Origin of the sequence: Streptomyces sp. NPDC046712 (assembly GCF_040645695.1) — a bacterium.
Lineage (GTDB): Bacteria > Actinomycetota > Actinomycetes > Streptomycetales > Streptomycetaceae > Streptomyces.
Genome location: NZ_JBEYYW010000004.1, coordinates 98,231 through 121,097, shown reverse-complemented (window position 1 = coordinate 121,097; position 22,867 = coordinate 98,231). Strand labels below are relative to the sequence as shown.

Annotated in this window: 20 protein-coding genes; 11 read left to right on the top strand and 9 right to left on the bottom strand. The window is 70.7% G+C overall.

Features of this window, described 5'->3' with window-relative positions; genetic code table 11:
- The first annotated feature begins 20 nt into the window (after positions 1–20).
- The 4 genes from ABZ939_RS07095 to ABZ939_RS07080 all read left to right on the top strand — a co-directional run bounded on the left by ABZ939_RS07095 (position 21) and on the right by ABZ939_RS07080 (position 3,892).
- Positions 21–1,178, top strand: coding sequence for an MFS transporter (locus ABZ939_RS07095; RefSeq protein WP_361850189.1), 1,158 nt, complete (start codon positions 21–23; stop codon positions 1,176–1,178).
- Positions 1,179–1,209: 31 nt separating this feature from the next.
- A complete protein-coding gene (locus ABZ939_RS07090; RefSeq protein WP_361850187.1) occupies positions 1,210–1,719 on the top strand; it encodes a MarR family transcriptional regulator in 510 nt (169 codons plus the stop codon).
- A gap of 56 nt (positions 1,720–1,775) precedes the next feature.
- Complete coding sequence (locus ABZ939_RS07085) at positions 1,776–2,108, top strand: DUF3817 domain-containing protein (RefSeq protein ID WP_361850185.1); 333 nt, start codon at positions 1,776–1,778, stop codon at positions 2,106–2,108.
- Between the two features lie 83 nt (positions 2,109–2,191).
- On the top strand, positions 2,192–3,892 hold the full coding sequence (locus tag ABZ939_RS07080; RefSeq protein WP_361850183.1) for a methylmalonyl-CoA mutase family protein: 1,701 nt from the start codon (positions 2,192–2,194) through the stop codon (positions 3,890–3,892).
- A gap of 58 nt (positions 3,893–3,950) precedes the next feature.
- Here the strand turns inward: ABZ939_RS07080 and ABZ939_RS07075 are convergent, their stop codons facing one another.
- The gene (locus ABZ939_RS07075; protein ID WP_361850181.1) at positions 3,951–4,364 is read right to left on the bottom strand and encodes a PPOX class F420-dependent oxidoreductase; all 414 of its coding nucleotides are present in this window, start codon (positions 4,362–4,364) and stop codon (positions 3,951–3,953) included.
- Between the two features lie 42 nt (positions 4,365–4,406).
- Positions 4,407–5,036, bottom strand: a complete 630-nt coding sequence (locus tag ABZ939_RS07070) for a TetR/AcrR family transcriptional regulator (protein ID WP_361850179.1) — start codon at positions 5,034–5,036, stop codon at positions 4,407–4,409.
- 251 nt (positions 5,037–5,287) lie between these two features.
- Between ABZ939_RS07070 and ABZ939_RS07065 the strand changes: the two genes are divergently transcribed.
- The 4 genes from ABZ939_RS07065 (at position 5,288) to ABZ939_RS07050 (ending at position 9,531) form a co-directional block, all read left to right on the top strand.
- Entirely contained in the window at positions 5,288–6,262 is a 975-nt protein-coding gene (locus tag ABZ939_RS07065; protein ID WP_361850177.1) for a tetratricopeptide repeat protein, read from the top strand.
- Between the two features lie 606 nt (positions 6,263–6,868).
- The gene (locus tag ABZ939_RS07060; protein WP_361850175.1) at positions 6,869–7,507 is read left to right on the top strand and encodes a DUF6230 family protein; all 639 of its coding nucleotides are present in this window, start codon (positions 6,869–6,871) and stop codon (positions 7,505–7,507) included.
- A gap of 136 nt (positions 7,508–7,643) precedes the next feature.
- The gene (locus ABZ939_RS07055; RefSeq protein ID WP_361850173.1) at positions 7,644–8,264 is read left to right on the top strand and encodes a DUF6114 domain-containing protein; all 621 of its coding nucleotides are present in this window, start codon (positions 7,644–7,646) and stop codon (positions 8,262–8,264) included.
- The gene (locus tag ABZ939_RS07050; RefSeq protein ID WP_361850171.1) at positions 8,254–9,531 is read left to right on the top strand and encodes a hypothetical protein; all 1,278 of its coding nucleotides are present in this window, start codon (positions 8,254–8,256) and stop codon (positions 9,529–9,531) included. The genes ABZ939_RS07055 and ABZ939_RS07050 overlap by 11 nt, the downstream gene beginning before the upstream one ends.
- A gap of 97 nt (positions 9,532–9,628) precedes the next feature.
- On the opposite strand, the gene pyk is transcribed toward ABZ939_RS07050, so the two are convergent.
- The 3 genes from pyk to pta form a co-directional block, all read right to left on the bottom strand.
- The gene (gene pyk, locus ABZ939_RS07045) at positions 9,629–11,059 is read right to left on the bottom strand and encodes a pyruvate kinase (RefSeq protein ID WP_361850169.1); all 1,431 of its coding nucleotides are present in this window, start codon (positions 11,057–11,059) and stop codon (positions 9,629–9,631) included.
- 74 nt (positions 11,060–11,133) lie between these two features.
- Positions 11,134–12,372: an acetate kinase gene (locus ABZ939_RS07040; RefSeq protein WP_361850167.1), complete on the bottom strand. Its 1,239-nt coding sequence runs from the start codon at positions 12,370–12,372 to the stop codon at positions 11,134–11,136.
- Complete coding sequence (pta, locus tag ABZ939_RS07035; protein ID WP_361850165.1) at positions 12,369–14,462, bottom strand: phosphate acetyltransferase; 2,094 nt, start codon at positions 14,460–14,462, stop codon at positions 12,369–12,371. The genes ABZ939_RS07040 and pta overlap by 4 nt, the downstream gene beginning before the upstream one ends.
- A gap of 258 nt (positions 14,463–14,720) precedes the next feature.
- On the opposite strand from pta, the gene ABZ939_RS07030 reads away from it, so the two are divergent.
- Both ABZ939_RS07030 and ABZ939_RS07025 read left to right on the top strand, forming a co-directional pair.
- Positions 14,721–15,746, top strand: a complete 1,026-nt coding sequence (locus ABZ939_RS07030) for an ATP-dependent 6-phosphofructokinase (RefSeq protein ID WP_361850163.1) — start codon at positions 14,721–14,723, stop codon at positions 15,744–15,746.
- A 300-nt stretch (positions 15,747–16,046) separates the two neighbouring features.
- Complete coding sequence (locus ABZ939_RS07025) at positions 16,047–17,042, top strand: helix-turn-helix domain-containing protein (protein ID WP_361850161.1); 996 nt, start codon at positions 16,047–16,049, stop codon at positions 17,040–17,042.
- A 49-nt stretch (positions 17,043–17,091) separates the two neighbouring features.
- Here the strand turns inward: ABZ939_RS07025 and ABZ939_RS07020 are convergent, their stop codons facing one another.
- From ABZ939_RS07020 to ABZ939_RS07005, 4 genes are all read right to left on the bottom strand, one after another.
- Positions 17,092–17,883, bottom strand: coding sequence for an inositol monophosphatase family protein (locus ABZ939_RS07020; protein ID WP_361850704.1), 792 nt, complete (start codon positions 17,881–17,883; stop codon positions 17,092–17,094).
- 49 nt (positions 17,884–17,932) lie between these two features.
- Positions 17,933–18,541 (bottom strand): helix-turn-helix transcriptional regulator, encoded by a 609-nt coding sequence (locus tag ABZ939_RS07015; RefSeq protein ID WP_361850159.1) that lies wholly within the window; start codon positions 18,539–18,541, stop codon positions 17,933–17,935.
- 361 nt (positions 18,542–18,902) lie between these two features.
- Complete coding sequence (locus ABZ939_RS07010; protein WP_361850157.1) at positions 18,903–19,589, bottom strand: response regulator; 687 nt, start codon at positions 19,587–19,589, stop codon at positions 18,903–18,905.
- Positions 19,586–21,223 (bottom strand): sensor histidine kinase, encoded by a 1,638-nt coding sequence (locus ABZ939_RS07005; RefSeq protein WP_361850155.1) that lies wholly within the window; start codon positions 21,221–21,223, stop codon positions 19,586–19,588. Before ABZ939_RS07005 ends, ABZ939_RS07010 begins: the two co-directional genes overlap by 4 nt.
- Positions 21,224–21,396: 173 nt before the next feature.
- Between ABZ939_RS07005 and ABZ939_RS07000 the strand changes: the two genes are divergently transcribed.
- Entirely contained in the window at positions 21,397–22,770 is a 1,374-nt protein-coding gene (locus ABZ939_RS07000) for a cation:dicarboxylase symporter family transporter (protein WP_361850153.1), read from the top strand.
- Positions 22,771–22,867 lie beyond the last annotated feature (97 nt).

Below are 22,867 nucleotides of genomic sequence, written 5' to 3'. Positions count from 1 at the left end.
GGGTCCGGGAGTTCAGGACCGTGTTCGTCGCGCATCTGCTCTCGCTGCTCGGGGTCATCGTCAGCGAGATCGCGCTGACCGTGCTCGTCTACGACCTCACCGGCTCGCCGCTCCTCTCCTCCCTCACCTTCGCCCTGGGTCTCCTGCCCTATCTGCTCGGCGGCACGCTGCTCGGCGGCGTCGCCGACCGGTACCCGGCCCGGCGGGTGCTCGTCGTCTGCGATCTCGTCTGCGCCGGCTGCGTCGCCCTCATGGTCGCGCCCGTGACCCCGGTCGCCGGGCTGCTCGTGCTGCGCTGCGCCGTCGCCGCCGTCGCGCCCGTCTTCAACGGGACCCGGATGGCGACCCTCGCCGACATCCTCGGCGAGGGCGACCTCTTCGTGCTCGGCCGCTCCCTCCTCCGGATCGTCTCGCAGAGCGCCCTGCTCGCCGGTTTCGGCGTCGGCGGTGTGCTCCTCACCGTCGTGCCGCCGCGCGGCGCCATCGCGATCACCGTCGCCACCTTCCTCGCCTCCGCGCTGCTGCTGCGCTTCGGCACGGCCCACCGCCCGGCCCGGGCGACCGCGGCCGGCGAGCGCCGGGGGCTCGGCGGGACCTGGGGCGTGCTGCGCGACCGCCGCGTCCGCGCGCTGATGCTGATGTTCTGGGTGCCGCCCCTCTTCGTCGTCACCCCCGAGGCCCTCGCCACCCCCTACGTCCGCGAGCTCGGCGCCTCCACCGCCGCCGTGGGCCTGCTCATGTGCGCGATGCCCGTCGGACTCATCGCGGGCGAGCTCTTCGCCGGCTCCGCCCTCAGTGCCCGGGTCCGCGAGCGGATCGTCTTCCCGCTGGTGGCGGTGGGGCTGCTGCCCTTCCTCCTCTACGCCGTCCGGCCCGGCATCGCCCTCGCCGCCGTCGCCCTCGTCCTGGCCGGTGTCACCGGCGCGTACACCCTCGGCCTCGACGCCTGGTTCGTCGCCGCGGTCCCGGAGGAACAGCGGGGCCGGGCCATGACCCTGATGAGCGCGGGCATGATGACGATCCAGGGCGTCGGCATGGCCGGGGCCGGTCTCGCCGCCGAGTTCCTCCCCGTCCACGTGGTGGTCGTCGGCGCGGGCGTGCTGGGGACCGTCTGCGTCCTGGCGCTTCTCGCCGAAGTCCGTGCCACGGAAGGGGACCGAAGTACGAGACGGGGCTGACCGGCATGTGACCAGTGGGTAAGGTCGACGCGTGCCGAAGCCGCTCAGTCTCCCGTTCGACCCCATCGCCCGCGCCGACGAGCTCTGGCAGAAACGCTGGGGGCCCGTCCCCTCGATGGCCGCGATCACCTCGATCATGCGGGCGCACCAGATCCTCCTCGCGGAGGTCGACGCCGTGGTCAAGCCGTACGGGCTGACCTTCGCGCGCTACGAGGCGCTGGTGCTGCTCACCTTCTCCAAGGCCGGTGAGCTGCCGATGTCCAAGATCGGCGAACGGCTGATGGTCCACCCCACGTCCGTGACGAACACGGTGGACCGGCTCGTGAAGTCGGGCCTGGTCGACAAGCGGCCCAACCCCAACGACGGGCGCGGAACGCTCGCCTCCATCACCGAGAAGGGCCGCGAGGTCGTCGAGGCGGCCACCCGTGACCTGATGGCGATGGACTTCGGGCTCGGGGTCTACGACGCCGAGGAGTGCGCGGAGATCTTCGCGATGCTGCGGCCCCTGCGGGTCGCGGCGTCGGACTTCGAGGAGTCCTGACGCTCGGGGCGGGGCCGGGCGAAGATCGCCCGGAACGTGCCGTTACGCTCGACGGCATGAAATCCAGCGTGCTGACCCGTTACCGCGTCATGGCGTACGTGACCGCCGTCATGCTGCTCGTGCTGTGCACCTGCATGGTCTTCAAGTACGGGTTCGACATGGGCGAGGACGTGACCTTCGCGGTCTCCCAGGCCCACGGCGTCCTCTACATCATCTACCTGATCTTCGCCTTCGACCTGGGCTCCAAGGCGAAGTGGCCGTTCGGCAAGCTCCTGTGGGTGCTGCTGTCCGGGACGATTCCGTTCGCCGCCTTCTTCGTCGAGCGCAAGATCGTCCGCGAGGTCCAGCCGCTGGTCAGCGGCGCGCAGCCCGCCCCGGCCGAGGCGTAGGCACGCGGAACCCGAACCTCCGTGCGGATTCGCACGGAGGTTTGCCATCGACATTTACTAGGACGTCCTAGTAAATTTGAAGCATGGACGCTGACGCCATCGAAGAAGGCCGCCGCCGCTGGCAGGCCCGTTACGACAAGGCCCGCAAGCGGGACGCGGACTTCACCACGCTCTCCGGCGACCCCGTGGACCCGGTCTACGGGCCCCGGCCCGGGGACAGCTACGAGGGCTTCGAGCGCATCGGCTGGCCCGGGGAGTACCCCTTCACCCGTGGCCTGCACGCGACCGGCTACCGCGGCCGGACCTGGACCATCCGCCAGTTCGCCGGCTTCGGCAACGCCGAGCAGACCAACGAGCGCTACAAGATGATCCTGGCCGCCGGCGGCGGCGGGCTCTCGGTCGCCTTCGACATGCCCACCCTCATGGGCCGCGACTCCGACGACCCGCGCTCGCTCGGCGAGGTCGGCCACTGCGGTGTCGCCATCGACTCCGCCGCCGACATGGAGGTCCTCTTCAAGGACATCCCGCTCGGCGACGTCACCACCTCGATGACCATCTCCGGGCCCGCCGTGCCCGTCTTCTGCATGTACCTGGTCGCCGCCGAGCGCCAGGGTGTCGACCCGGGCGTCCTCAACGGCACGCTCCAGACCGACATCTTCAAGGAGTACATCGCGCAGAAGGAGTGGCTCTTCCAGCCCGAGCCGCATCTGCGCCTCATCGGCGACCTCATGGAGCACTGCGCGCAGGGCATCCCCGCGTACAAGCCGCTCTCCGTCTCCGGCTACCACATCCGCGAGGCCGGGGCGACGGCCGCGCAAGAGCTCGCGTACACCCTCGCCGACGGCTTCGGCTACGTGGAGCTCGGTCTCTCCCGCGGCCTGGACGTCGACGTCTTCGCGCCCGGCCTCTCCTTCTTCTTCGACGCGCACCTCGACTTCTTCGAGGAGATCGCCAAGTTCCGCGCCGCCCGCCGGATCTGGGCGCGCTGGATGAAGGAGGTCTACGGGGCGAAGACCGACAAGGCCCAGTGGCTGCGCTTCCACACCCAGACCGCCGGCGTCTCCCTCACCGCCCAGCAGCCGTACAACAACGTCGTACGGACCGCCGTGGAGGCGCTCTCCGCGGTGCTCGGCGGCACCAACTCGCTGCACACCAACGCCCTCGACGAGACCCTCGCGCTCCCCAGCGAGCAGGCCGCCGAGATCGCGCTGCGCACGCAGCAGGTGCTGATGGAGGAGACGGGCGTGGCCAACGTGGCCGACCCGCTCGGTGGTTCCTGGTACGTGGAGCAGCTCACCGACCGCATCGAGGCCGACGCCGAGAAGATCTTCGACCAGATCAAGGAGCGCGGCCGCCGGGCCCACCCGGACGGTCAGCACCCGATCGGTCCGATCACCTCGGGCATCCTGCGCGGCATCGAGGACGGCTGGTTCACCGGCGAGATCGCCGAGTCCGCCTTCCAGTACCAGCAGTCCCTGGAGAAGGGCGACAAGCGGGTCGTCGGCGTCAACGTGCACCACGGCTCGGTCACCGGCGACCTGGAGATCCTGCGGGTCAGCCACGAGGTCGAGTGGGAGCAGGTCCGGGTCCTCGGCGAGCGCAAGGCCCGCCGCGACGACGCCCAGGTCCGCGCCGCCCTCGACGCGATGCTGGCGGCGGCCCGGGACGGCTCGAACATGATCGGCCCGATGCTCGACGCGGTCCGCGCGGAGGCCACGCTCGGCGAGATCTGCGACGTGCTCCGCGAGGAGTGGGGCATTTACACGGAGCCCCCCGGCTTCTAGCCGGTACGGCGAGTTGACGACGGGGGCGGTACCGGAGGTCCGGTACCGCCCCCGTCGGTCACTCCTTCGCGGCCGTGCCGAGCACCTTCGACGGCGTGATGCGGATGGCCACCCGCACCTCCTCCGGCGGCAGCTCGAGGTACTCCTGACCGGCGCCCGGCCCCTCGTACTGCTCCGCGAGCGCGACCGCGAGCGCGCGGCCCGCGTCCTCGGTGACCGCGGCCGTCCCCCGTATCTCGGCGTACCGCAGCGGGTCCCGGCGGTCGTACACCGTGAGGCTGACCCGGGGATCGGCCCGGACGTTGAGCACCTTGCGGCGGCCGTCCTGGGTGGAGATCAGCAGCTCGTCACCGTCCCTCGCCACCCAGACCACCGAGGTCTGCGGAGAGCCGTCGGGGTGGACGGTGCCCAGGATCGCCGGGTTGATGTCGTCCAGAAGCGCGCGCACGGCGCTGTTCAAGGTCGTCGTCACGGCGTGACCCTAGCTTTCGGGATCCGTGCCGGACAGGGAATTTCAGCCCCGCGCCGCCGCCGCGCCGAGTCCGCCGAGCAGCAGGGCGGTGAAGCGCTGGACCCATGCCTCGTCGACGGGTTCCGCGCTCACCAGCGCCCGGTGGACCACCGCGCCCGCGATCACGTCGAAGATCAGGTCGTCGGTGTCGTCGATCGACACCGGATCCCGGTCGGCGGGCAGTTCGCCGCGGTTCTGGGCGCGCTGGCGACCCTCGAGAACCAGCCGCTTCTGCCGGTCGACGATGGAACTGCGGATGCGCTCGCGCAGCGGTTCGTCGCGGGTGGACTCCGCCACCACCGCCATCAGGGCCGTCTTGGTCTCCGGCCGCTGGAGCAGCGCGGCGAACTGCAGCACCACATGCTCGATGTCGGCCTGGAGGGAGCCCAGGTCGGGGAGTTCGAGTTCGTCGAAGAGGACGGCGACGGCGTCCACGACCAGCTCGTTCTTGCTCGCCCAGCGCCGGTAGAGGGTCGTCTTGGCGACCCCGGCCCGGCCGGCCACATCGCCCATCGTCAGCTTGGACCAGCCCAGTTCGACCAGGGCGGCACGGGTCGCCTCGAGGATCGCGGCATCGGCCTCGACACTTCGGGGGCGTCCGGTACGGCTGCGGGAACTGGTGCGGCTACACATGGGGATCGACCATACCCGCCGGTAGGTATTGCGCCAGAGGCCGGTGATGTGAGCCAGTTCACCGGACGGATCTGTCCGCGGACCGGGTGTGGGAGTTACGCTACGACTCGTAGCGAAAGGCTTGATAGGCCCCAGCGACAACCACACGCGCCAGGTGGGGACCCGGCGCAACAGAATACGAACCGTGCACTTCGGTGCACGGTTCAGCCATGACGTACCGGTTACGTGCGCGGAAGGGGGAGGATGTACTCATGCAGCCCAGAAACATGTCCATGAGCGGCGTCGTCGACCTCGCCGCGGTGAAGGCGGCCGGAGAGGCCAAGGCGAAAGCGGAGCAGGCGCGTGCCGAGGCCGCCCGGCAGGGTGGCGCGGCGGCCGTCTCCCCCTCTGCCCTGGTGATCGATGTCGACGAGGCCGGCTTCGAGCGCGATGTCCTGCAGCGCTCGGCCGAGGTTCCGGTCGTCATCGACTTCTGGGCCGAGTGGTGCGAGCCGTGCAAGCAGCTCGGCCCCCTCCTGGAGCGGCTGGCCGTCGAGTACAACGGTCGCTTCCTGCTCGCGAAGGTCGACGTCGACGCCAACCAGATGCTGATGCAGCAGTTCGGCATCCAGGGAATTCCGGCCGTTTTCGCGGTGGTCGCCGGTCAGGCGCTGCCGCTCTTCCAGGGTGCGGCGCCCGAGGCCCAGATCCGGCAGACCCTGGACCAGCTGATCCAGGTCGGCGAGGAGCGCTTCGGCCTCACGGGCATCGTCGTGGACCCGGACGCCGAGGCCGCCGGTGAGGCCGCCGCGGCCCCGGTGCCGGCCGGCCCGTACGACGCGCTGCTCGAGGCGGCCATGTCGGCGCTGGACGCCGGTGACCTGGCCGGCGCCGTCCAGGCGTACAAGAACGTGCTCGCCGACGACCCCGGCCACCCGGAGGCCAAGCTGGGTCTGGCCCAGGCCGAGTTGCTCGCCCGGGTGCAGGACATGGACCCGCAGGCGGTGCGCAAGAACGCGGCCGAGAACCCGGCCGACGTCACCGCGCAGATCGCCGCCGCCGACCTCGATCTCGTGGGCGGTCACGTCGAGGACGCCTTCGGTCGGCTCGTGGACGCCGTGCGGCGTACGGCCGGCGAGGACCGGGACGCGGCGCGACTGCGTCTCCTGGAGCTGTTCGAGGTCATCGGCCCGGAGGACCCGCGGGTCACGACGGCCCGTCAGGCCCTCGCGCGGGTGCTGTTCTAGGCCCGCGCACGGCCCTCACGCGGTCAGCGCGCGAGGGTCGGAATCGCGCCGATTTGGCGACACAGTGACAAAACGCGGCCGCGCTTTACCAAAACTTGGTAATCGCGGCCGCTGTTACTTGCAGTAAATCGAACCCGGATTTCTGTCCGGCTTTCACCCTCATCCTCCCGATGTATGGCGCGCGTAGACGGCACCCTGTGTGGCCGGGCGACATCGCCCCGTCGTGGCGCGGTTATCCAGCCGTTACTAGTCAGTAACGAACCCCCTTGTGCCCCGGCTCGTAATGGACCACGATCGGCGACGCTCGGTCCGAAACCGCACCAGCCCGGCAACCAACCGGGTTCGCGGCGAGGGTCCCCACCGAGCGGGCCGGCGACAGTGGCGCCGGCCGTGGACAGGGGGGTTCCTGCTCTCACCGGCAGGGCCTGTCCAAGGAGGTTGCGCGCAAGGCGTGGCCAGTGGTTGTCGCTCGGGGGTGATCGCCGGTGAATCGGACGCGCGTCGCGCCCGGTGTTCGGCGCTCCTTCCCGAGGACGTAGCACTTCTCCCATCCCAGGACGGGCCCTGGGCCCATCCGGAGATGTACGTCCGAGAAGGAGGATTCTCATGAAGTCCCAGGTTCGTGGCGGGACCAGATGGAAGCGGTTCGCCGTTGTCATGGTGCCGAGTGTGGCCGCGACGGCCGCGATCGGTGTCGGCCTGGCTCAGGGCGCGCTTGCCGCGTCCTTCAGCATCTCCGGCCAGGAGTTCAAGGTGAAGGCCGACAGCCTTGTCGGTAAGGACTTCGTCCAGTACGGCAGCGTCGCGGCGGGCAAGGACCTGCACGGCAAGCCGTTCGCGGAGCCGGTCGGCGTCTCGGGCTTCTCCGAGGCCTGGATCACCAACATGTGCCAGTCCGTCGTGACGCCGGACGTTCCGTTCATCGGCAACGTCTCGCTGGAGCTGCGCGCCGGTACGAACCCGGAGAAGCCGGTCTACGCGAAGGACATCTACCTCGATGTCTCCTCGCTGAAGGCGGACGCCGAGTTCGGCAACATCGACATCGGCGTGGCCGCGGGCTCCCTGAAGGACCCGGGCATCCAGCCGGGCACCCAGGCCAACCCGTACGGCTTCTCGCAGCGCGCCAAGACGGCGAAGCTGACCAACGTGGAGCAGAAGGCGTGGGCGACCACCGCCGGAACGTTCAAGCTCAGCAACCTGAGCCTGAAGCTGCACAAGGGCACCAAGGAGTGCTTCACCGAGTAGTCACTCGGCGGCACCCGGCAGTAACCGCCCGGCGGGCGAGGGTCGTCGATTCGTTCCGTACGGCCCCGCCCGTTCCCGGCCATAGCGCCACTTTCTCTACTTCTCAGCAACACCGCTTCCAGGGAGCTGTTTTTCCATGAGCGCCGAGTCCACTGCTTCCCGCGGAGTCCCGAACGAGCGCCGCTTCCACGACTGGCGGGGCAGCCGACCCTTCTGGGGCGGCCTGTTCACCATGATCGGCGGCGTACCGATCGCCTACTTCCCGTACGCCGACCTGCGACTCGGCAACATGACGATCGCCATGGCGACGACGGGCGGCGCCGGAGCGCTGATCATCGGCGTGCTGCTGGTGACGCTCGGACTGACGATGTGGTTCCAGCCCATCGTCCGGGTGTTCGCGGGCGTCGCGGCGATCGTGCTGGCGCTCGTCTCCATCCCGGTCTCCAACCTCGGTGGCTTCTTCATCGGGTTCCTTTTCGCCCTCGTCGGTGGCGGGCTCTCCGTCTCCTGGGCCCCCGGTGTGCCGGCTGACGAGTCCGCGGAGCAGGCGACGGAGCAGGCCGCGGCCGCTGCGGGCGAGCACAAGTACGACGGTCCGCCGCTGGGCCCGGAAGGCGACGAAGGCGTCGACGCCGTCGAGCCGTTGCCGGTCCCGGAGCAGCGCGCCGGTGAGGAGCCGGACCCGCAGGCGGGTCCCGGTGCGCAGGCGACCGAAACGACGATCGACGCCAACGGCGGGAGGAACAGTGCGGGGTGACGAAACACAGTCGCCGCAGTCGGCGACGGCTGGGGACGGCGCCACTCTGGCAGGCAGGGGTCCGCGGCACGCGGCTCCGCGCAAGTCTCTGCTGAACAAGATCCAGGGACCGGCGGGCAAGGCGATGGCCCTGGCGGCCATGCCGACCGCCGTCCTGATGGGTATGGGCATGGCGCCCAAGCTCGCCCTCGCCGACGAGAAGGACATTCCCTTCGCGCCCGGTCCGTGCGTGACCCGCTCGGACGAGCCGGTGACCGAGGAGTCGACGAAGCCCGCCGCGACCGAGAGCCCGAAGCCTACGGCCAGCGCGAGCGCGACCACCTCGCCGAAGCCGGAGGCGACCGAGGAGCAGGAGTCGCCCGAGCCGACGGCCAGCCCGTCGGCGACGGCCGGCACGGAGCAGCGCGCCACCACGCAGCAGGCCCCGGAACCGGCCCCGACGCCCACCGCGACGAAGAGCGTCAACCCGCTCGACCCGCTGGGCGTCGGCGACAAGATCAAGGACCTGTTCGACGGGCCCGACGCGACGCCCACGAGCACGCCGACGACCACGCCGTCGACCACGCCGGCGCCGACCGCCACGGCGAGCGAGAAGCCGGCCGCGACGGCTCCGAAGACGGACACGGCGAACAAGGCCGACTCCCCGGTCGACACGACCAAGGAAGCCATCGAGGACGCCGCCGACAAGGTCGGCGCCAAGGTCGAGGAGCTGCCGGAGGACGCCAAGGGCCTCGACGCCAAGAAGGACGAGGACATACCCGAGGGCGCCAAGCCGCGCTTCCCGTGCCCCGAGGCCGACCCGGAGGCGCTGGCGGCGGCGGAGCTGGAGCAGGGCATCCCGCTGCTCCCGGACGAGCCGTGGATCCTGAACAGCACGAAGCTCACGCTGAAGGGCCTCAAGTACCACGGCATCGTCGAGGTGAAGACCGGCAGCGGGAAGATCAAGAAGGTCCTGAAGTTCACCGCGAAGGACGGCGTGGACATCAAGGACCTGCACCAGCGCACCGTCCACTCCGACGGCTTCACCGGGCACGTCCGGTCCGACAAGGGCTCGACGTCGACCATGACCAACGGCACGGTGACCATGTACACGGAGCGCCTGAAGGGCAACCTCTTCGGGCTCATCCCGGTCACCTTCAGCCCGGAGACCCCGCCGCCGCTCGACGTACCGTTCGCGATCTTCACCGATGTCGAGGTCATCCAGGCCGGCCAGTTCGGCGGCACGCTCACCGTCCCCGGCCTGCGCAACACGATCGAGCCCAGCTGATCGGCAAGCCGTCACGAACCCGTCAGGGAGCCGCACATGACGAGGGCCCCCGTCCGATCCGGACGGGGGCCCTCGTCATGCCGGGGGCGGGGGAGCGTCAGGCGGGCTGCCCGCCGCCCAGGTGGTGCACCCGGACCATGTTCGTGGTGCCGGGGACGCCGGGGGGCGAGCCGGCCGTGATGACCATGGTGTCGCCCTCGTTGTAGCGCTGGAGCTTCAGCAGCTCCGCGTCGACGATGTCGACCATCGCGTCCGTGGTCTCCACGAACGGCACGAGGAAGGACTCCACGCCCCAGCTCAGCGTGAGCTGGTTGCGGGTGCTCTCGTCCGTGGTGAAGGCCAGGATCGGCTGGATCGTGCGGTAGCGCGAGAGGCGGCGCGCGGTGTCGCCGGACTGGGTGAAGGCGATCAGCGCCTTGCCGTTCAGGAAGTCCGCGATCTCGCAGGCCGCGCGGGCGACCGAACCGCCCTGCGTACGCGGCTTCTTGCCGGGCACGAGCGGCTGCAGGCCCTTGGAGAGCAGCTCCTCCTCGGCCGCGGCGACGATCTTCGACATCGTCTTCACGGTCTCGATCGGGTACGCGCCGACGGAGGACTCCGCCGACAGCATGACCGCGTCCGCGCCGTCCAGGATCGCGTTGGCCACGTCGGAGGCCTCGGCGCGCGTGGGGCGCGAGTTGGTGATCATCGACTCCATCATCTGGGTGGCGACGATGACCGGCTTGGCGTTGCGGCGGCACATCTCCACGAGGCGCTTCTGCACCATCGGGACCTTCTCCAGCGGGTACTCCACCGCGAGGTCGCCACGGGCCACCATGACGGCGTCGAAGGCGGCGACGACGTCCGCCATGTTCTCGACGGCCTGCGGCTTCTCCACCTTGGCGATGACGGGGACCCGGCGGCCCTCCTCGTCCATCACCTTGTGGACGTCCTTGACGTCGTCGGCGTTGCGGACGAAGGACAGGGCGACCATGTCGCAGCCCATCCGGAGCGCGAAGCGGAGGTCCTCGACGTCCTTCTCGGACAGGGCCGGGACGTTGACCGCGGCGCCGGGCAGGTTGATGCCCTTGTGGTCGGAGATGACACCGCCCTCGATGACCACGGTCTTGACGCGCGGGCCCTCGACCTCGACGACCCGCAGCTCGACGTTGCCGTCGTTGATCAGGACCTGGTCGCCCTTGGAGACATCGCCGGGCAGGCCCTTGTACGTGGTGCCGCAGATGGACTTGTCACCGGGGACGTCGTCGGTGGTGATGGTGAACTCGTCACCGCGGACCAGCTCGACGGGACCCTCCGCGAAGGTCTCCAGACGGATCTTGGGGCCCTGGAGGTCGGCGAGCACGCCGACGGCGCGGCCGGTGTCCGCCACCGCCCTGCGGAGACGGTCGTACCGCTCCTGGTGCTCTGCCTGGGTTCCGTGGCTCATGTTGAATCGGGCCACGTTCATTCCGGCCTCGATGAGAGCCTTCAGCTGCTCATACGAGTCGACGGCGGGGCCCAGCGTGCAGACGATTTTGGAACGGCGCATGAGGCGGATCCTATCGGTTTGTTTCACTGCGGAATATTCCGTCTGGTGGAAAGTACAAATGGGCGCGGGGGCGCTCAGGCGTTCACTTCTCCGTGCGCGGTTTCGACCAGGGCGAAGGTCTGGCGGGCGATCTCCAGCTCCTCGTCCGTCGGCACCACCGCGACCGCCACCCGTGCGTCATCCGGCGAGATGATCCGTGCCTCGTCGGACCGTACGGCGTTGAGGTCGGCGTCCACCGTCAGGCCCAGCTCCTCCAGACCGGCGATCGCAGCTTCCCGCACCGGAGCCGCGTTCTCGCCGACACCCGCCGTGAACGCCACCGCGTCCACCCTCCCGAGTACCGCGTAGTACGCCCCGATGTACTTCTTCAGCCGGTGGATGTAGATGTCGAAGGCGAGGGCGGCCCGCTCGTCGCCCTCGTCGATCCGACGGCGGATCTCCCGCATGTCGTTGTCGCCGCAGAGCCCGACGAGCCCCGACCTCTTGTTGAGCAGCACATCGATCTCGTCCGTGGACATCCCGGCGACCCGCTTGAGGTGGAAGGTGACCGCCGGGTCGATGTCGCCCGAGCGGGTGCCCATGACCAGCCCCTCCAGCGGGGTGAGCCCCATCGAGGTGTCCACGCACCGCCCGCCGCGGACGGCGGAGGCGGAGGCCCCGTTGCCCAGGTGCAGCACGATCACGTTCACCTCCTCCGGTGCCTTGCCGAGCAGCTTCGCCGTCTCGCGCGACACATAGGCGTGCGAGGTGCCGTGGAAGCCGTACCGGCGGATGCGGTGCGCGTCCGCGGTCTCCACGTCGATCGCGTACCGGGCCGCGGACTCCGGCATCGTGGTGTGGAAGGCGGTGTCGAAGACCGCGACCTGCGGAAGGTCGGGGCGCAGCGCCATCGCCGTACGGATGCCGGTGAGGTTCGCCGGGTTGTGCAGCGGCGCGACGGGGACGAGCCGCTCGATCTCGGCCAGCACCTCGTCGTCGATCACGGTCGGTTCGGAGAACCGCAGCCCGCCGTGCACCACCCGGTGGCCGATCGCGGCCAGTTCGGGGGAGTCGAGGCCGAGCCCGTCCGCCGCCAGCTCCTCGGCCACGGCCTTCAGCGCGGCCGCGTGATCGGCCACGGGGCTGTTCCGCTCGCGCTTCTCGCCTCCCACGCCCCGCAGCGGGGTGTGGACCAGACGCGAGGTCTCCTCGCCGATCCGCTCCACCAGACCGACCGCCAGCCGGGAGTGCTCCTTCATGTCGAGGAGCTGGTACTTCACCGACGAGGAGCCGGAGTTGAGGACGAGAACCCGCGTGGGGGTGGAGGTGGTCATGCGGTGGGCTCCTGACCCTGGGACGGGACCTGGGACTGGATCGCCGTGATGGCGACCGTGTTGACGATGTCGCTGACGAGCGCGCCGCGCGAGAGGTCGTTCACCGGCTTGCGCAGACCCTGCAGCACCGGGCCGACGGCCACGGCGCCGGCCGAACGCTGCACGGCCTTGTAGGTGTTGTTGCCGGTGTTGAGGTCCGGGAAGATCAGCACGGTCGCCTGCCCGGCCACCTCCGAATCCGGCAGCTTGGTCGCGGCGACGGACGGCTCCACCGCCGCGTCGTACTGGATGGGCCCCTCGATCCGCAGCCGCGGGTTGGACTCCCGTACCCGCTTGGTCGCCTCGCGGACCTTGTCGACGTCCGCTCCGGAGCCCGAGGTGCCGGTGGAGTACGAGAGCATCGCGATCCGCGGCTCGACACCGAATCGGGCCGCGGTGGCCGCCGACTGGACGGCGATGTCCGCGAGCTGCTCGGCGTTCGGGTCCGGGTTGACCGCGCAGTCGCCGTACACCAGGACCTTGTCGGCCAGGCACATGAAGAAGACGGAGGAGACGATCGAGGCGTCCGGCTTGGTCTTGATGATCTCGAAGGCGGGCCGGATCGTCGCGGCGGTGGAGTGCACCGAGCCGGAGACCATGCCGTCGGCCAGGCCCTGCTCGACCATGAGGGTGCCGAAGTAGTTGACGTCCGCCACGACGTCGAGAGCGAGCTCCACCGACACGCCCTTGTGGGCGCGCAGCCCCGCGTAGAGCTCGGCGAACTCCTGGCGCAGCTCCGAGGTCTGCGGGTCGATCAGCTGCGTGTCCCCGAGCGCGATGCCCAGGTCCGCGGCCTTCTTTCGGATGATCTCGACGTCGCCCAGCAGCGTCAGGTCGCACACGTCCCGGCGCAGCAGCACGTCGGCGGCGCGCAGCACCCGCTCCTCGGTGCCCTCGGGCAGGACCACGCGGCGGCGGTCGGAGCGTGCCTGCTCGAGGAGGTCGTGCTCGAACATCATCGGCGTGACCCGGCCGCTGCGCGCGACCGAGATCCGCTTCAGCAGATCGGCGGTGTCCACGTGCCGCTCGAAGAGGCCGAGCGCCGTCTCCGCCTTGCGGGGAGTGGCCGCACTCAACTTCCCTTCGAGGGTGAAGAGTTCGGCGGCGGTGGGGAAGCTGGTACCGGGGACCGAGATGACCGGGGTGCCGGGCGCGAGACGGGCGGCCAGGGTCAGGATCTCCTCGCTGGGCCGCTCGTTCAGGGTGAGCAGGACACCGGCGATGGGCGGCGTTCCCGCCGAGTGGGCCGCGAGCGCGCCCACGACGAGGTCGGCACGGTCGCCGGGGGTGACCACCAGACAGCCCGGGGTCAGCGCGTTGAGGAAGTTCGGCAGCATGGCGCCGCCGAAGACGAAGTTCAGGGCGTCCCTGGCCAGGCCCGCGCTGTCCCCGAGCACCACCTCGGCGCCCAGGTGGTGGGTGATCTGCGCGACCGTGGGCGCGGCCAGCGCGGGCTCGTCGGGAAGGACGTAACAGGGCACGGGCAGCCGGGCCGCGAGCCGTTCGGCGATGGCCGCCCGGTCGTCGCCGGCCACCCGGTTGACAACCATCGCGAGGACGTCGCAGCCGAGCCCTTCGTACGCCCGGAAGGCGTTGCGTGCCTCCGCCCGCACCGACTCCGCGGGCTGGCCCTTGCCGCCGACGACGGGTATGACCGAGGCGCCGAACTCGTTGGCGAGGCGCGCGTTGAGCGCCAGTTCGTCGGGGAGCTGGGTGGCCGCGAAGTCCGTACCGAGGACGAGGACGACCTCGTAGTCGCGGGCCACGGTGTGGAAGCGGTCGACGAGCCGGGAGACCAGCTCGTCGGTGCCCCGCTCGGCCAGGAGCGCGGAGGCCTCCTGGTAGTCCATGCCGTAGACGGTCGACGGGTCCTGGGTGAGCCGGTAGCGGGCCCGCAGCAGATCGAAGAGGCGGTCGGGGCGGTGGTGCACGAGCGGCCGGAACACCCCCACCCGGTCCACCTGGCGGGTCAGGAGCTCCATGACTCCCAGCTCGACGACCTGCCGGCCGTCTCCGCGGTCGATCCCGGTCACGTACACGCTGCGCGTCACGCCGTGGTCTCCTGTCCAGTCCTGTCCGCCCGGTCTCGTCAACCGAGTGTGTTCAAAAAACCCCGCAAGGGTGGCAATGCCCTCTTGACAATACCTCTGGGGGTGGTTAGGGCGCAGGCTGGACGAAGGGCCTGGAACAAGGGCCGAAAGGCCCCGCGGGGCCGGGCACGCGGAGTAGTCGGAGCGCGGACGCCATGCCGGGCGTGTGAGAATCGACAGAGCTCACATGTACCGCTACCGAGCAGGAGACACGGCACGATGCGCATCGGAGTTCTCACCGCAGGCGGCGACTGTCCTGGCCTGAACGCAGTGATCCGGTCGGTCGTGCACCGGGCCCTGACCGGCCACAACGACGAAGTCATCGGTTTCGAGGACGGGTTCAAGGGTCTCCTCGACGGCCACTACCGCCCGCTCGACCTCAACGCGGTCAGCGGCATCCTCGCCCGCGGCGGCACCATCCTCGGCTCCGCCCGCCTGGAGCGCAACCGGCTGGCCGAAGCCGCCGAATCCGCCCAGGAGTTGGCGAAGCAGCACGGCATCGACGTGCTCATCCCGATCGGCGGCGAGGGCACCCTGACCGCCGCCCGGATGCTCGCCGACGCCGGGATGCCCGTGGTGGGCGTACCGAAGACGATCGACAACGACATCTCCTCCACCGACCGCACCTTCGGCTTCGACACCGCCGTGGGTGTGGCGACGGAGGCCATAGACCGTCTCAAGACCACCGCCGAGTCCCACCAGCGCGTGATGGTCGTCGAGGTGATGGGCAGGCACGCCGGCTGGATCGCCCTTGAGTCCGGCATGGCCGGCGGCGCCCACGGCATCTGCCTGCCCGAGCGTCCCTTCCAGGTCGACGACCTGGTCAAGATGGTCGAGGAGCGCTTCGCGCGCGGCAAGAAGTTCGCAGTCATCTGCGTCGCCGAGGGTGCGCACCCCGCCGAGGGCTCGATGGACTACAAGAAGGGCGAGATCGACCAGTACGGCCACGAGCGTTTCCAGGGCATCGGCAACCGGCTCGCGGTCGAGCTGGAGCGCCGCCTCGGCAAGGAGGCGCGGCCCGTCATTCTGGGACACGTCCAGCGCGGCGGCACGCCGACGGCGTACGACCGGGTGCTCGCGACCCGCTTCGGCTGGCACGCCGTGGAGGCCGCGCACCGGGGCGAGTTCGGGAAGATGACCGCTCTGCGCGGCACCGACATCCACATGGTGCCGCTGGCCGAGGCCGTCACGCAGCTGAAGACCGTGCCGGGCAACCGGATGTCCGAGGCCGAGTCGGTCTTCTGACCCGCCCGCCGGGACCTCGGTCCCGAAGAGGCCCCGAAGCCGTCCCGACCGCAGACATCCGTCCCGCAGAGGCCCCGGCTTCCGAAGGGCCCCGATCGTCCCCCCGTGGACGATCGGGGCCCTTCGTGCTCCCCCGTGGGCGCCGGGCTTCGCCGGACTTTCCCGTGTTTCTCCCGTGGCGATTCCGGCTGCGGCCGGAATTGCCGATTTCCACTCTTGAGCCGAACCGTTCGATCAACAAGGCTTGGGCCTGTCCCGGACATGTCCCAACCCTGTCCGGGGGAGGGGTGGGGAGCACGTATGACCGAGGGGTACGCCGGCGGGCACAGCGCGCCCGACCCGCGAGAGGCCACCGACGCCGCCTCGTTCATCGCGCAGCTCCAGGCGCTCAAGGACTGGTCCGGGCTGACCTACCGCGAGCTGTCGGCCCGCGCCGACGCACTCGGCGAGGTCCTGCCCCGCTCGACCGTGGCGAACATGCTCGCGCGCTCCACCGTCCCCCGCGAGGAGCTGCTGATCGCCTTCGTCCGCGCCTGTGGGGTGGACGCCGGGGAGCTGGAGAACTGGCAGACGGTCCGCAAGGAGCTGGCGGCACGGGGCGCGTACGCGGGGGGTACGGGTACGGGAACGAGTACGGCCGTCGCGTGGACGGCGGCGCCGGAATCCGAAGCCGAGGCCGAACCCGAGCCCGGCTCCGAGCCGCCGCGCCCCAGCCCCCGGTCCCGCATACGCCGGACTCTCGTCACGCTCGTCGCCGTCACCGGACTCGTCCTCGCCGGGATCAGCGTGGTCGTCGCCCTCGTCCGGGACGACGGCGGGACGGTGCCGGACGCCCCGGTCGCGCCCGCCGCCGGGGACGTACACATCCGGGTGGTCGGCTCGGACCTCTGCCTGAACGAACGGCGGGGCGGACGCAGCGGCCAGATCCACCAGAGGGAGTGCGAGGGCGCCGACGTCCCCCGCTACTCGCTCAAGGATCTCGGAGACGGCCACTGGTGGATCGTCTCCGACCACCCGTACTACGGCCCCGGCTGCTCGGGCATCCCCTCCGGCGGCCGCGTCCCCGACGCCGCGTTCGAGGACTCGGAGTGCGGCGACCCGTCCCGTGTCGAAAGGTTTCGCCTGGAGCCCTTCGGCAGCCCCGTCACGGGCTACCGCATCGTCCCCGCAGGCTCGGCGACGGCCGGCTCCTGTGTGACCGTGGTCGGCGACCGCGCGGCGGAGTGGGCGAAGCTGGCCCAGGCGCCCTGCCGCACGGACGCGCAGGGTCAGCTCTTCAGCTTCGACCGCCGCTAGGGGGTGTCGCGGGCCTGTCCGGTGGATCATGGCCGGGCTCGCGGCGCGGTCAGCCTCGGATGATCGACATCAGCTGCTCGTGGGTCTCGGCATCGGCGGCCGCCACGAGTCCGCGGCCGGCCGGTCCGATCGGGGCCCCGTCGATGCCGGTCACGACGCAGCCGGCAGCCCGGCACAGAGCGATGCCGGCCGCGAAGTGCACGCTCCCCGACAGATCGCCGCCATCGGTGACGTAGGCGGCGCGCTTGCCCGCCGCGACCCAGGCCAGGGCCAGCGTCGTGGACACGACCCGCGGCCGGAAGCTCTCGACGAATGCGGGGTGGGCCAGCAGGTCCACCGCCCGGAATCCGGGTGCGCCGGGAAACGGCGGATCCAGGTTGACGTCCACCAGCCGGGTGGCGGGCGTGGGCGCGAGCCGCTCGACCAGGCCGTCGTTGCGTGCCCAGGCGGCCTCGCCGTCGGTGAAGAACACCTCGCCGCCGAACGGGTCGGCCACCGCCGCCGCCCCGTTGCGCAGTGCCACGTTGACGGCCACCAGCATGTTGCCGACGGCGTAGTTCAGCGTGCCGCACAGCGGATCCACCAACCACTGGCGCGCCGCACCGTCCGCCCCCTGCTGCCCGCCCTCCTCGCCGAGCACCGCGTCGTCGGGCCGAGCGGCACGAAGGACCTCGAGGATCGCCCGCTCGGCCTCCACGTCGGCGGCGGTGGCGAAGTCCCCGGCCCCCTTGTCGATACGGGCGAGCCGCTGTCCGTACAGGGTGCGCACGACATCCGCGCCGGAGCTCACCGCGGCCACCGCAACGCCCGCGTCGTCCAGCTCCGCGTATGTGTTGATCATGTCCATGGCGCGCAGCGTATCGACGCGAAGCCGATTCCCGCCGCCGTCTCTACGCGCCGACCGCCTCCCAGAAGTGCTGGACGATCGCGTCGAGGTACTCGCGGCCGGACTCCCCGCTGTCGCCCGAGGCGCCCCAGCTGCTCGTCGCGACCATCTTCGCGTGGTACTCCGTGTGCAGCCGCTGGAGCGCGTACTCCAGGGTCCGCTTGGGCATGGGCAGCAGTTTCACGGCGGGACGTACGTACGCCTGCCAGCGTGTCGTGGCCGCGTCCCGGAGCAGCTGGGCGAGGTCCTCGTCCCGGCCGGTCACCGTGAGCAGCTCGCGCGGCCCGAGGCCGAGGGTCTCGGCGAGGGCGGCGGTCTGGCGTTCGTTGCCGCGCCAGCGGCCCGACTCCTCCATCCGCAGATAGCCGGGCGCGTCGAGGCCAAGCCGCCGCGCCAGGTCTTCGGGGGCGAGGCCGCGGGCCATCCGGTGCTCGCGGAGGGTGGTGGCGGCGGCGATCAGCTCGCCGGGGGCGCACCAGAGGACGCCGGCGAGGGCGGTGAGTTCATGGGAGGTGGGGGCGAGCCGGCCGCGTTCCCAGGCGACGACGGTGTCGGGGGTGATGTCGAGGCCGTACTGCGCGCGGAGGCCGTAGGCGACATGGCCGGGTGCCATGCCGAGACCTTCGCGCAATCGGCGCGCGGCGAGGGCATTGAAGGGAGGTGAGGGAGGGGAGGCTTGCACGTCGACACGGTAGATGCGGAACGTGACCAATGGCTACGGTGCGTTCAGCCAAGGCCAGAAGTCGTAGAAACGTCGGAACCGGTCGGTAGCAATCCGTAATGATCACCCATGGGTTCGGTGACCGGTGACATGTGTCCGATGAGCGGTCGTCGCGGTACGCCCCGCCGTCCGGAGAGCGCGTCCGATCCCTGGTCAGGCCACCCTGTCGTACATGTCGTCGGCCGACAAGGCCCCGCGCACGCGTTGATTGCCGGGGCCTTGCCGGCCGCGCTGTCGTGGCCGCTCGCCGAGGTCAGCGGCCGATCGTCGTGATCCACCGGTACTGGAGCTCCGGCCGGCCTATCTGCCCGTACTGCGGAGCCCGCGCGGCCCGCCCGTCCGTGACCAGGTGTTCCAGATAGCGGCGCGCGGTGATCCGGGAGATCCCGACGGCGGCTCCGGCCTCCGCCGCGGTCAGGCCGGCCGGCGTGTCCCGGAGGGTACGGGTGACGGCCTCCAGGGTGGGAGCACTCAGCCCCTTGGGGAGCGAGGCGGGCTGCGGGGTGCGCAGGGTGGCCAGGGCCCGGTCCACCTCGTCCTGACCGGACGCCTCCCCGGCGCTGGCACGGAACTCGGCGTACCGGGTGAGCCGGTCCCGCAGCGTCGCGAAGGTGAACGGCTTCAGGACGTACTGGACGACCCCGAGGGACACCCCTTCGCGCACGATCGCGAGATCCCGGGCGGAGGTGACGGCGATGACGTCGGCGGAGTGCCCGCCCGCGCGCAGCGACCGCAGCAGCTGCAGTCCGTGGCCGTCGGGCAGGTACAGGTCGAGCAGGATCAGGTCGATGGGCATGCGGTCGAGAACGCGCACGGCGGCGGCCCGCGAGTGCGCGACCCCGACGACGGTGAACCCGGGCACCCGCCCGGCGTAGAGCGCGTGCGCGTCGGCGGCGACGGGGTCGTCCTCGACGACCAGCACGCGGATGTCCTGGCTCATACGGGAACCTCCGCGTCTCTCGTCCCGGCGGCGGGCTCCCGCCCCGGCTCCGCCGTCAACGGCAGCCGTACGGTGAACTCGGCGCCGCCCTCAGCGGAGCGGGTCAGGGTCACCGTGCCGGCGGCGCGGCTCGTCGCCTGCCGGACCAGGGCGAGGCCGAGACCGCGGCCCGGGCCGCGGGTGGACCAGCCGCGCTCGAAGGCGGCGTCCCGGTCGCCCGCGTCGATCCCGGGGCCGGTGTCGGCGACCCGGAGGAGGAGTTCCCCGTCGTGGGTGCGGGCCGTGACCGTGACCCGCGCGTGCGGTGTACCGCTCGCCGCCTCGACCGCGTTGTCGATCAGATTGCCGAGGATCGTGACGAGGTCCCGGGACGGGAGCGCCGGCGGCAGCAGGCCGTCGTCGATGCGGCTGTCCTCGGTCAGGACCAGCTCCACCCCCGACTCGTTGGCCTGCGCCGCCTTGCCGAGGAGCAGGGCCGCCAGGACCGGTTCACCGACCGCGTCGACCACCCGGTCGGTGAGCGCCTGCGCAAGCTCCAGTTCGGCCGTCGCGAAGCCGACGGCCTCGTCCACCCGGCCCAGCTCGATCAGCGAGACGACCGTGTGCAGGCGGTTCGCCGCCTCGTGGGCCTGTGAGCGGAGCGCCTGCGTGAACCCCCGCTCGGAGGTCAACTCACCGGAAAGCGCCTGGAGTTCGGTACGGTCCCGGAGGGTGACGACCGTGCCCCGGCGCTCCCCGCCCACCACCGGCCTGGTGTTGACCACGAGCACCCGCTCGGCCGTCAGGTGGAGTTCGTCCACCCGGGGCTCGGAGGCGAGCAGCGCGCTGGTGAGCGAGACGGGCAGCCCCAGATCCGCCGCCGACCTGCCGACCACCTCCGCGTCCAGACCGAGCAGCTCCCGCGCCCCGTCATTGATGAGCGCGATGCGCCGCTGCCCGTCCAGCATCACGAGGCCCTCGCTCACGGCGTGCAGCGCGGCCTCGTGGTAGTCGTGCATCCGGCTCAGTTCGGCCGCGTTCATGCCGTGCGTGTGCCGGCGCAGCCGGGCGTTGATCACGTACGTGCCGACACCGCCGAGCGCCAGCGCCGCGCCCGCCATTCCGAGGAGGGCCGTCACCTGCTCCCGTACCTGCTCGCTGATCTTCTCGATCGTGATCCCCGCGCTGACCAGGGCGACGACCCTGCCGTCGGCGGCGCGCACCGGGGCGATCGTACGGACCGAGGGCCCCAGCACGCCCAGGTGCGTCTCGGAGAAGGTCCGCCCCTGGACGGCCTGCTCGATGTGGCCGAGATACGTACGCCCGATCTGCTCCAGCTCCGGATGGGTCCAGCGCGTGCCGTCCGGGGCCATGATCACCACGAAGGCGACGCCGGTCCGGTGCCGCACCTCCTCCGCGTACGGCTGGAGCCGGGCCGTCGGGTCCGTGGACCCGGCGGCCTCCACCACCGAGGGGGACCCGGCGACGGCCGTCGCGGTCGCGGTGGCCTGGCGGCGCGCGGTCTCCTCGGCCTGGGCGCGGTCCGTGACGTAGGCGAAGACGGCGCACCCGGCCACGATCGCGGCCACCAGCACGACCTGCATCGCGAAGAGCTGCCCGGCCAGACTTCGGGGCCGGGGGAACGGTATGCGCATGCCGGTAAGTGTGCCTGGCCGGATTTGCGCCGGGGAATCCCGTTCCCGAATCGTTCTCCGCCGACGGTTCGGTCGTGAACGAAACGAACGTAAGGGTGACCTCGGTCACAGGCTGATGGATATTCGCTGGGATCCACCGGGACGTGGACATTCATCAGCTCGAGGAGGACCCCGTGGCCGCACAGCGGGACCGTACCCATTACCTGTATCTGGCAGTCATCGCCGCCGTACTGCTCGGCATCACGGTCGGCTTCGTGGCCCCGGGCGTCGCCGTCGAACTCAAGCCGCTGGGCACCGGCTTCGTGAACCTGATCAAGATGATGATCTCGCCGATCATCTTCTGCACGATCGTTCTCGGCGTCGGCTCGGTCCGCAAGGCCGCGAAGGTCGGTGCCGTCGGCGGGCTCGCGCTCGGGTACTTCCTCGTGATGTCGACCGTCGCCCTCGCCATCGGCCTGCTCGTCGGCAACATCCTCGACCCCGGCTCCAGCCTGCACCTCACGAAGGAGGTCGCCGAGGCCGGCGCCAAGCAGGCCGACGGGGCGAGCGAGTCCACGGTGGACTTCCTGCTCGGGATCATCCCCAAGACGCTGGTCTCCGCCTTCACCGAGGGCGAGGTGCTGCAGACCCTGCTCGTCGCCCTCCTCGCGGGCTTCGCGCTCCAGGCGATGGGCAAGGCCGGTGAGCCGGTCCTGCGCGGCATCGGGCACATCCAGCGGCTGGTCTTCCGCATCCTCGGCATGATTATGTGGGCGGCCCCGATCGGCGCCTTCGGTGCCATCGCGGCGGTCGTCGGCGCGACCGGCATCGACGCGCTGAAGTCGCTCGCGGTCATCATGATCGGCTTCTACGTCACCTGTGCGCTCTTCGTCTTCGTGGTGCTCGGCGCCCTGCTGCGGCTGGTCGCCGGGGTCAACATCCTGGTGCTGCTGAAGTACCTGGGCCGCGAGTTCCTGCTGATCCTCTCCACCTCGTCCTCCGAGTCGGCGCTGCCGCGGCTCATCGCGAAGATGGAGCACCTGGGTGTCAGCAAGCCCGTCGTCGGCATCACCGTGCCCACCGGCTACTCGTTCAACCTGGACGGCACGGCGATCTATCTGACGATGGCCTCGCTCTTCGTCGCCGAGGCGATGGGCAACCCGCTCTCGCTCGCCGAGCAGATCAGCCTCCTCGTCTTCATGATCATCGCCTCGAAGGGTGCGGCGGGCGTGACCGGCGCCGGCCTCGCGACCCTCGCCGGCGGTCTCCAGTCGCACCGGCCGGAGCTGGTCGACGGCGTCGGTCTGATCGTCGGCATCGACCGCTTCATGAGCGAGGCCCGCGCCCTGACCAACTTCGCCGGAAACGCGGTCGCGACCGTCCTGGTCGGCACCTGGACCAAGGAGATCGACAAGGCCCGGGTCTCCGAGGTCCTGGCCGGCCGTGTCCCCTTCGACGAGAAGACCCTGGTCGACGACCACGCCCCGGCGGTCACGGACTCGTCCCTCCCGGACCAGCGGGCCGACGCCGCCGAGGAGGGCGAGGAGAAGGCGCGCGCGGGCGTCTGAGGAATCCCGTGTCCCGGGCCTTGAGCCGGATCCGGGCCTCGGGGAAGGAGGGACGACCCCGGCCGCGCATGTCGCGGCCGGGGTCGTCCTGTCGGTA

Coding starts and splice junctions, on each gene's coding strand:
- ABZ939_RS07040 (WP_361850167.1), bottom strand. CDS start 12,372: ATGACCACCTCCACCCCCACGCGGGTTCTCGTCCTCAACTCCGGCTCC.
- ABZ939_RS07055 (WP_361850173.1), top strand. CDS start 7,644: ATGAGCGCCGAGTCCACTGCTTCCCGCGGAGTCCCGAACGAGCGCCGC.
- ABZ939_RS07025 (WP_361850161.1), top strand. CDS start 16,047: ATGACCGAGGGGTACGCCGGCGGGCACAGCGCGCCCGACCCGCGAGAG.
- ABZ939_RS07065 (WP_361850177.1), top strand. CDS start 5,288: ATGCAGCCCAGAAACATGTCCATGAGCGGCGTCGTCGACCTCGCCGCG.
- ABZ939_RS07010 (WP_361850157.1), bottom strand. CDS start 19,589: ATGAGCCAGGACATCCGCGTGCTGGTCGTCGAGGACGACCCCGTCGCC.
- ABZ939_RS07070 (WP_361850179.1), bottom strand. CDS start 5,036: ATGTGTAGCCGCACCAGTTCCCGCAGCCGTACCGGACGCCCCCGAAGT.
- ABZ939_RS07085 (WP_361850185.1), top strand. CDS start 1,776: ATGAAATCCAGCGTGCTGACCCGTTACCGCGTCATGGCGTACGTGACC.
- ABZ939_RS07005 (WP_361850155.1), bottom strand. CDS start 21,223: ATGCGCATACCGTTCCCCCGGCCCCGAAGTCTGGCCGGGCAGCTCTTC.
- ABZ939_RS07060 (WP_361850175.1), top strand. CDS start 6,869: ATGAAGTCCCAGGTTCGTGGCGGGACCAGATGGAAGCGGTTCGCCGTT.
- ABZ939_RS07015 (WP_361850159.1), bottom strand. CDS start 18,541: ATGGCACCCGGCCATGTCGCCTACGGCCTCCGCGCGCAGTACGGCCTC.
- ABZ939_RS07020 (WP_361850704.1), bottom strand. CDS start 17,883: ATGATCAACACATACGCGGAGCTGGACGACGCGGGCGTTGCGGTGGCC.
- ABZ939_RS07080 (WP_361850183.1), top strand. CDS start 2,192: ATGGACGCTGACGCCATCGAAGAAGGCCGCCGCCGCTGGCAGGCCCGT.
- pyk (WP_361850169.1), bottom strand. CDS start 11,059: ATGCGCCGTTCCAAAATCGTCTGCACGCTGGGCCCCGCCGTCGACTCG.
- ABZ939_RS07030 (WP_361850163.1), top strand. CDS start 14,721: ATGCGCATCGGAGTTCTCACCGCAGGCGGCGACTGTCCTGGCCTGAAC.